Annotated in this window: 2 protein-coding genes; both read left to right on the top strand. The window is 55.3% G+C overall.

Going from position 1 to position 1,758, the window contains the following annotated elements; genetic code table 11:
* Positions 1 to 98: 98 nt before the first annotated feature.
* On the top strand, positions 99 to 1,493 hold the full coding sequence (locus tag AC1DWI_RS21735; protein ID WP_477725737.1) for a hypothetical protein: 1,395 nt from the start codon (positions 99 to 101) through the stop codon (positions 1,491 to 1,493).
* 25 nt (positions 1,494 to 1,518) lie between these two features.
* Positions 1,519 to 1,758, top strand: a 240-nt coding sequence (locus AC1DWI_RS21730; protein ID WP_477725736.1) for a hypothetical protein, incomplete at its 3' end; no start/stop codon positions are given.

The raw sequence follows: 1,758 nt of genomic DNA, 5'->3' as shown, positions 1-1,758 counted from the left end.
GCGATACACCGACTCATTGCTGAAAATAGTCGGAGACGCGTCATGAAAACCCCGCGCTCCGTCGAATCCGATTCGCAGCGCGCTCGAGGCCGGCCAAGATGATCAGAAATCCATTTTTTGAGCTTCCATGGAGCAAAGACTCTCAGGTATTGCTGATCTTTCTCACGGTATTTTCGTGGTCGCTCTTCCCGGTGATGCTGAAGCAATTCAACGTCACGCTGTTCCAGGCCGGTTTCGCGATCTGCCTGCTCGTGATCTGTCTGTTCGTCGCTCTCACAGCGCAGCGCAACCAAGTGATGCTGACGCCCCTGCATAAACTCATGCTGATTTGCGGGGCGGGCTATCTATGCATGCTATTGATTGCTTCTGTCCATGCGACGTCGAGGACCAGCATCGTGCAATGGTGCATCCTCTTCACCAAGTTCCTGTTTTTCCTGTTTCTGCTTTTCCACATCAATCGAAAATTTGTCTACGCAAGCATGCGCATCTATGCGAACCTGATGGGCGCGACAGTTGTTTTTTCGCTTGCCGCCATAGCTGCGGTGTTGCTCAGCATCCATCCCTTCAGCACGATGGAAGTCGGCGGACGTGCGGCGGACGTTTTCTTCGGTGCCTACTACATCACCAACACGCCTATATGCCCGCCCACGCCGGTGTTCCGCATTCAGGGACTCAGCGAGGAGCCGGGAACCTACGCGTTCGCATTGATGCCCGCGCTGTTCTGGTTCCTCATCGCGGAGAAGGCTTATCTTCGGTCCACCGTTATCGTGCTCGGATTGATGCTTAGCATGTCCCTCGGTGCCGGGCTTTTTCTCTGCATGGTGCTGGTGCTGATTTTGCTTCTGATGGTCATCAAAAGGTCTGTCGGCAATCATAAATTGGTGATCTTCCTGGCGGGTGCAATAGGCGCCATCGCGCTGATGTACGGCCTGGCCGGCGCCTGCACCAAACAGTATCTTGAGAACTTGAGCGACAAATCCGCCATGACACTGGTCGAAGGATGCATGAAAGAACATTCTTCCGACCGTGAGACCTGCGTGCRTCGAACTGCGCATGCGATGAGTACCACACCAACCGGCAAATCATTGTCCCTTCATGACCGAAAAGAGGGGCTGCGTATCGTCATCGATTACTTGAAGGCGCATCCGGTCGGAACCGGCGCCGCGCTCGGCATGCAAACCGTGCAGAACTCGATTGCCGTAGGTTATGCGGTCGCGACGCTGGAATCCGGCATCGTGGGTGGGGTCTTTTACATCGGCCTTTTTGCGGCGATGGGCTGGCTCGCCTTGCGAACCATCGCCAAGGCCGACAACAAATCATTCGACGGACGCGTCAACGTGGTGGTGTCACTAAGCATCGGCGCGGTTCTCGTAATGGGCGCTCAGCGAATTCAGCCCGATCTGAGCTTCTGGCATATGTGGCTCTACGCAATATGGTTTCACCTCCTGCAGTCAACGGTATCGGGCGTCAGCACCGACTCACGAACTCTTTGAAACCAACATCCACAGAGCACAACTTGTGACCTGCGACCTTCAAACACCCCAGACCACGACAAACATGATTTCGCGACTCCTGAAAACCATCGATATGCCACCGGGGGAAAACCTGTGGGCCAGGAGCATCATGATCGCGGGCGTCGGCATCTGGCTCATATTTTTCACGCTGGGACTGTCTGGCTACGCCGGCGCGAAGGAGTCTTATCTGCTTTTTTCGGCCGCGACCGGAGCCATGCTGATCACCGGATGCCGTCAGAAACAC

The sequence above is a fragment of the Polaromonas sp. P3_C2 genome (assembly GCF_056402675.1).
The sequence above is the reverse complement of the archived record's forward strand: the minus strand, read 5'-3'. Positions and strand labels throughout refer to the sequence as shown.